7 protein-coding genes are annotated in these 6,233 nt (G+C 70.2%); 5 read left to right on the top strand and 2 right to left on the bottom strand.

Going from position 1 to position 6,233, the window contains the following annotated elements:
- Positions 1 to 235 precede the first annotated feature (235 nt).
- From AB0C29_RS28760 to AB0C29_RS28750, 3 genes are all read left to right on the top strand, one after another.
- The gene (locus AB0C29_RS28760; protein WP_360826386.1) at positions 236 to 925 is read left to right on the top strand and encodes a CBS domain-containing protein; all 690 of its coding nucleotides are present in this window, start codon (positions 236 to 238) and stop codon (positions 923 to 925) included.
- A 125-nt stretch (positions 926 to 1,050) separates the two neighbouring features.
- On the top strand, positions 1,051 to 1,380 hold the full coding sequence (locus AB0C29_RS28755; protein WP_360826383.1) for a cupin domain-containing protein: 330 nt from the start codon (positions 1,051 to 1,053) through the stop codon (positions 1,378 to 1,380).
- 102 nt (positions 1,381 to 1,482) lie between these two features.
- Complete coding sequence (locus AB0C29_RS28750; protein ID WP_360826380.1) at positions 1,483 to 2,043, top strand: hypothetical protein; 561 nt, start codon at positions 1,483 to 1,485, stop codon at positions 2,041 to 2,043.
- Positions 2,044 to 2,084: 41 nt separating this feature from the next.
- Here AB0C29_RS28750 and AB0C29_RS28745 read toward each other — a convergent pair whose 3' ends face one another.
- Positions 2,085 to 2,663: a TetR/AcrR family transcriptional regulator gene (locus AB0C29_RS28745; RefSeq protein ID WP_360826377.1), complete on the bottom strand. Its 579-nt coding sequence runs from the start codon at positions 2,661 to 2,663 to the stop codon at positions 2,085 to 2,087.
- 105 nt (positions 2,664 to 2,768) lie between these two features.
- Here AB0C29_RS28745 and AB0C29_RS28740 point away from each other — a divergent pair, with 105 nt between their 5' ends.
- Positions 2,769 to 3,743, top strand: coding sequence for a cellulase family glycosylhydrolase (locus AB0C29_RS28740; protein ID WP_360826373.1), 975 nt, complete (start codon positions 2,769 to 2,771; stop codon positions 3,741 to 3,743).
- A gap of 19 nt (positions 3,744 to 3,762) precedes the next feature.
- Positions 3,763 to 5,235 carry a glycoside hydrolase gene (locus AB0C29_RS28735; RefSeq protein WP_360826370.1) on the top strand — a complete coding sequence of 491 codons (1,473 nt, stop codon included), beginning with the start codon at positions 3,763 to 3,765 and terminating at the stop codon, positions 5,233 to 5,235.
- Between the two features lie 57 nt (positions 5,236 to 5,292).
- Here AB0C29_RS28735 and AB0C29_RS28730 read toward each other — a convergent pair whose 3' ends face one another.
- Complete coding sequence (locus AB0C29_RS28730) at positions 5,293 to 6,132, bottom strand: hypothetical protein (protein WP_360826367.1); 840 nt, start codon at positions 6,130 to 6,132, stop codon at positions 5,293 to 5,295.
- Between the last annotated feature and the right edge of the window lie 101 nt (positions 6,133 to 6,233).

Here is a 6,233-nt window from a genome sequence, read left to right as displayed (position 1 = left end):
CGCCGCGCGGCTCGCCGGTACGGCCCGGCGCGTGCCGGGCGTCGTCGACGTCGCGGACGGTCTGACGTTCGACATCGACGACAGCATGATCAACGGTTCGGAGCGCGGTACCCCGTTCGGCGTCGCGTAGCGCTCCGGCGGCCCGGGCTGTGGTCCCGAGGGGTAGGGCCGGTCGGCCCTGCCCCGGCCGGCGGTCCGCTCCTAGCGTCGAGGTGACCGAGGAGGAGGCTTCGTGATGAAGGCCTGGACAGTGAACGACGTCATGACCACCGCGGTGGTCACCGTTACGCCGGACACGCCGTACCGCGACGTGGTCGACCTGCTGGTGCGCAACCGGTTCAGCGCCGTACCCGTCGTCGACGGGTTCCAGCGGGTGACCGGGGTGGTGTCCGAGGCGGACCTGCTCCGCAAGATCGAGTACGCCGGCGCCGAGGTGCCCCGCCTGTTCGACGGCCGGCGCCGTCGCGGCGAGCGGGTCAAGGCTTCCGCCCGTACCGCGGCCGACCTGATGAGCACGCCGCCGGTGACCGTGCCGGCCAGCACCTCCATCGCGGCCGCGGCGCGGGTGATGGACGGCGAAGGGGTCAAGCGGCTCCCGGTGGTGGACGACCTGGGCCGGCTGGTCGGGATCGTCTCCCGCGGCGACCTGCTCAAGGTGCACCTGCGCCCTGACGACGAGATCCTCGCGGACGTGCGGGCCGGGGTCGTACGTGCCGTCATGGCCGACGAGATCGAGAGCGTGCACATCACCGTCGACGACGGCGTGGTGACCTTCACCGGCCGGGTCGGCCGGTGGTCGACGACCGAGATCGCCGGGCGGCTGACCCGCCAGGTGGCGGGCGTGGTCGACGTTGTCGATCAGCTCGAATTCGACTACGACGACAGCAACATCCTCGGCACCGGCATCGCGTACGGCATCGCCTGACCCGACCGCGGCCGTGGACGGTGGCTCCGTAACCCGGAGGCCACCGTTCTGCTTGTGTCGGTCGGTTCACCCTGAATGCGGCCTGCCGCCTGGTCCGCCGTCCGGTCACCACCTGAAGGAGCGTCATGTCCACCTCGTTGACCGCCCTGGTCACCCAGCACCTCGCCACGGCCCGCGACTCGTCCAGCGGCCGCAGCGCCCAGACTCTCGTCGGCGGGCACACGCACACCCTGCGGCAGACGCTGGTCGCGCTGCGCGCCGGCGCGGCCCTGGACGAGCACGAGAACCCGGGCGAGGCGACGCTGCAGGTCCTGGCCGGCCGCGTCCGCCTCACCAGCGGTGACTCGTCCACCGACGGCGCGACCGGTGACCTGCTCGCTGTGCCGGACGCCCGGCACAGCCTGACGGCGCTCGAGGACGCCGCGGTGCTTCTGACCGTCGCCAAGCTCGGGTAGGCCGAAGGTCCCGAAAGGTACGGCAGTGCGGCACTGATCACCGGCGTCGATCCGGACTGGAATAGGGGTGTAGCCAACGAACCCAGAAAGGACGTGGACGCCATGACCGCCGTCCAGCACCGCACCACCCGGGTCCCCCTCGAGACCGGTGGCACGACCGTCACGGAGTCCCGTCGCAGCAAGGCCACTCGTTTCACTCTCGCCGGGTTGCGTCTGGCGCTGGGCTGGGTGTTCCTGTGGGCGTTCATCGACAAGCTGTTCGGCCTCGGCCTGGCCACTCCTGACAAGGGGGCGTGGATCAACGGCGGTAGCCCGACCAAGGGTTTCCTGGGCAAGGCGGTCGCGGGTCCGTTCGAGGGGGTCTATCACAGCATTGCCGGGGCGGCCTGGGCTGACTGGCTGTTCATGCTGGGCCTGGCCGGTATCGGCATTGCCCTGATCGCCGGTATCGGCATGCGCTTGGCCGCGGTTGCCGGTGGTCTGCTGCTGGTTCTGATGTGGACTGCTGTGCTGCCTCCGGAGAACAACCCGTTCATGGACGACCACCTGATCTACGCCGGTGTCCTGGCTGTCCTCGCTCTGACTGCCGCGGGTGACACCCTCGGTCTCGGCAAGATGTGGGCCCGGTTGCCGCTGGTGCAGCGCCTGCCCTGGCTCAAGTAGCCCACACCGACACAGAAGGCGGCATCCACCACGGGTGCCGCCTAGTTCTGTCGGCCGGTGCTCAGCGCGCCGTGCAGGAGGAGGTCGACGACCTGCTCGGCCGGCACCGGCGACTGTGCCGTCAGGGCCATGCCGAGGAAGGCTTCCGCGAGGAACCCGGCCGGGAGTCGCAGGCGGTGCTGATCCGGCTCCAGCACCCTCGCGACAGCTTGCTGGATCTCGGGCAACCGGCCGGCGGTTCGCAGGTCTTCGCGGCTGACCGGGCGAGGACTCGGTACACCGGCCGAGACGGCTTGCTGCAGGGCCTCGAGATCGGTACGGACGCGGCGGTGATAGCCGTCGAGGATGTCGATGACCGCTACGAGGCGCGCGGCGAGTGGCTGGTCGGCCGGGATCGCGTCCAGCTCCCGTACCTCTTCGGCCGGGTTGAGCACCGCGGTCACCTGCTCCGTCATCCGGGCCGCACAGGCCCGCATGACCGCCTCCTTGTCCGCGAAGACGGCCAGTAGGTCAGCCTCGTCGATGCCCGCGACCCGGGCGATCTGCGCCGTGGTCACGGTGTCGTACGCGCCCATGAGCGGCATGGCCGCCCGCACGATGGTCTCGCGAATCCTTGACACCTCGGCAATGTTAGCGCAATCATTCGGCAACATCGATGTCATCCACGGGCTTCCGGCGGCCGGCCGTGTTTGCGTAAACATCCAGCCTTGAGCACTGGAGTCGAATTGAGACGAGCCTTCCTGAGTGCGATCACGGCGGTAGCGCTGACCGCGTCGCTGCTCACCCTGTCCACGCCTGCGTCCGCGGCCACCAACGGCTTCCGGGGCGTCAACTGGGCGGATCAGCGCGACAACTACGTCGACGGCTGGGTCATCCCCAGCGGCCTGACCGCGGCCGATTCCTACGCCACGGTGCGGGCCAAGGCGGACGGCGTCATCACCGGCTTCCAGCAGCAGGTCGGCGCCAACACCGTCCGGCTGCCGATCAACCCGCAGAGCGTCAACTCCGACTGGTGGGCCCGCTACAAGGGCGCCGTCGACTCGGCGCTCGGGCACGGGATGAAGGTCATCCTGTCGTACTGGGAGGCGAACAAGGACGGCTACGTCGACGACCCCGCCGCCTGGAACACCATGTGGGACCGGGTCACCGGGGACTACGGCGGCAACGGCAACGTCTACTTCGAGCCGATGAACGAGCCGTTCGGCTACAGCCTCAGCGCGTGGGTGTCGCTGTGCTCCACCTGGCTGTCGCGGCACGCGACCATCCCGCGCGGGCGGGTCGTGATCAGCGGCACCGGCTACAACGACAACGTGACCGGCGTGGGGGCGGCGAGCGCGCTGAACGGCACCCTGTTGTCGCTGCACTTCTACGGCTTCTGGGCCTCGGACACGACCCGGGCCGCGTGGACCAGCAACCTCAGCAACCGGCTCGGGTCGTACTCCTCACGCACCATCATCGACGAGGCCGGCTCACCCATGACGACCGGCCTGAACTACAGCGCGGGGCACCAGGACGGCAACAACTTCACCGCGTACCTGGCAGCCACGACGGACCTGGCGCGGGCCCGGCAGATGGGCATCGTCTACTGGCCCGGGCTGCGCACCGGCGACACCTACTCACTGACCCGGCAGAGCGGCAGCGGCCTCGCGGTGAACAACGCCTCCGGTCTCGCTCAGATCCGCTGGGGCTGGGGCCTGTGACCACTCTCGGGAGGACTCCATGACCACAAGAAGGACGGTTCTCGCCGCCGCGGGAGCGACCGGGCTGGCCGTCGCCGGTGGCACCCTCGGCGGGGAACCGGCGTGGGCGGACGCCACGATCGCCGTCAACCCGGGCGCCGACTTCGGCGCGTGGGAGGGCTGGGGCACCTCGCTGGCCTGGTGGGCCAACGTCTTCGGCGACCGCGACGACTTCGCCGACCTCTTCTTCACCATGCAGAACGTGTCGTACAACGGCACCACGCTGCCCGGCCTCGGCCTGACCATCGCCCGCTACAACCTGGGCGCCAGCAGCTGGAACGCGATCAACGGCGAGCGGATGGTGGCCTCGCCCAACATCCCGCGTTTCAAGCAGATCGAGGGCTTCTGGCTCGACTACACCAACGAGGACCCGGCCTCGCCGGCGTGGAACTTCACCCTCGACGCCAAGCAGCGCGCCGCCCTGGTCAAGGCGACCCAGCGAGGCGCGATCAGCGAGCTGTTCGCCAACTCGCCGATGTGGTGGATGTGCGGCAACCACAATCCGTCCGGGGCGGCCGGCGGCGGGCTGAATCTCCAGTCCTGGAACCACCGTCAGCACGCCCACCACCTCGCCGTCACGGCCCGCTACGCGCAGGAGCGGTGGGGCGTGCGTTTCCGGACGGTGGACCCGTTCAACGAGCCCTCGGCCGGCTGGTGGCGCGCCGACGGCACCCAGGAGGGCTGCCACATCGACGCGCAGACCCAGCGCAGCGTGCTCGGGCACCTGCGTACCGAGCTGAACCGGCAGGGCCTGACCGGCGTGACGATCTCGGCCTCGGACGAGACCAACTTCGACGCCGCCCGGGCGACGTGGAACAGTTTCGACAGTGCCACCAAAGCACTCGTACGGCAGGTGAACGTGCACGGCTACGGCCCGGACACCCGCCGCGACCTGCTCTACAACGCCGTCCGCGCCGACAACAAGGTGCTGTGGAACTCCGAGCACGGCGACAGCGACGGCACCGGCCTGGCCATGGCCCGCAACCTGTGCATGGACTGGCGCTGGCTGCACCCGACGGCGTGGTGCTACTGGCAGGTGATGGACCCGTCGGCCGGCTGGGGCACGATCCGCTACAACGGCAGCACCGCCACCGCCGGGGCGGTCGAGACCAAGTACTACACGCTCGCCCAGTTCACCCGGCACATCCGCCCCGGCATGCGGATCATCGACCTCGGCGTGGACCACGCGATCGCGGGCTACGACGCGGCCGCCCGCCGCCTGGTGATCGTGGCGCTCAACGCCGGTGCCGCGCAGAACCTGACGTTCGACCTGTCCCGCTTCGGCCAGGCCACCGGTGGCACGGGCGGCGTGGTCCCGCGCTGGTCCACCGTCCCGGGCGGTTCCGACCGGTACACCGCCCGCCAGGACCAGCGGGTGGTCGGCAAGCGGGTCACTGTCCCGTTCCCGGCGGCCTCGGTCCAGACCCTGCAGATCGACGGCGTGGTGGTGTGACGCGCGGCGTGGCCGAGGGCGGAAGCACCCCCGGCCACGCTGTGTCGGCTGTCGTGGTCAGGACAGCGGCTGCGGCTCGCCGTACAGCAGGTCGTCCATGACGACCACGTCACGGGTCGACGTGTCGGTGTTGGTGCTGCTCAGCGGGGCGTTGCCGGTGGTGATGCGGACCTCGTACACGTCGGCGGTGGTCTTGACGCCGAGGAACGAGAGGCTTCGGTTGGCCGTCGTGCCCTTAGGCACCGCCTGCCACCAGAGCTGGGTGCCCCACTGGTCGTACAGTTCGATCTTGGTCGTCCCGGCCTTGTCGACGTCGGTGAAGACGGCGCCGAAGCCCTTGACCGTGGCCGGCTTGGTCGTGCCCGGCTGGAAGAACCGGACGCTCATCCTGTTGGTGCCCAGCGGCGTGAACAGCCGCTGCGCGCTGAACACGTTGAAGTTCTCCCGGTACTGAGGGTTGATGTTGCCGAACCGGACCGCGGTCTGGGTCGGGTTGTCGCTGTCCGCGCTGACCTGGAACTTGTTGCCGGCCCCGGAGGAGAACACCGCGCCACGGGGCACGGTGGTGTTGAAGAAGTCGCGGGGCAGCAGGTTCGGCGCGGACTGGGCGTCCGGCGTACCGTCCCAGTTGATCTCGCGCCGCCCGGCCGGCTGGCTTCCCGGCGCACTGCCGTTGTTGGGCTCGCCGAGCAGCGCCCGGTAGGCGTCCACGGTGGGCTGCAGGCCCGCCGCGTCGCTCGCGGCCCCCTCGATCTTGGTGAAGGACGGCGCCGCGACGGACGCGGCCGCGGCCGACGGCGCCGCCGTCGCCGGTCCGAACGGCAGCAGGGCCACCGGTACGACGGCCGCGGTGGCAGCGAGCTGGAGCAGCCGGCGGCGGAACGGGTTGGTGCGCATCAATGATCTCCCCTGTGAGGTGGCGGAGCCCGTCGGACCGGGCCCCGTGGAACGACCCAAGGCTGCGGCGCGGGTGCGGGGGGCAGCGCGGGGTGGCGTGG

The organism is Actinoplanes sp. NPDC048791 (assembly GCF_040650095.1).
Taxonomy (GTDB): Bacteria; Actinomycetota; Actinomycetes; order Mycobacteriales; family Micromonosporaceae; genus Actinoplanes.
Note: the sequence above shows the minus strand (reverse complement) of the source record. Positions and strands in the feature narration are given on the sequence as shown.

Coding starts and splice junctions, on each gene's coding strand:
- AB0C29_RS28760 (WP_360826386.1), top strand. CDS start 236: ATGAAGGCCTGGACAGTGAACGACGTCATGACCACCGCGGTGGTCACC.
- AB0C29_RS28755 (WP_360826383.1), top strand. CDS start 1,051: ATGTCCACCTCGTTGACCGCCCTGGTCACCCAGCACCTCGCCACGGCC.
- AB0C29_RS28750 (WP_360826380.1), top strand. CDS start 1,483: ATGACCGCCGTCCAGCACCGCACCACCCGGGTCCCCCTCGAGACCGGT.
- AB0C29_RS28735 (WP_360826370.1), top strand. CDS start 3,763: ATGACCACAAGAAGGACGGTTCTCGCCGCCGCGGGAGCGACCGGGCTG.
- AB0C29_RS28730 (WP_360826367.1), bottom strand. CDS start 6,132: ATGCGCACCAACCCGTTCCGCCGCCGGCTGCTCCAGCTCGCTGCCACC.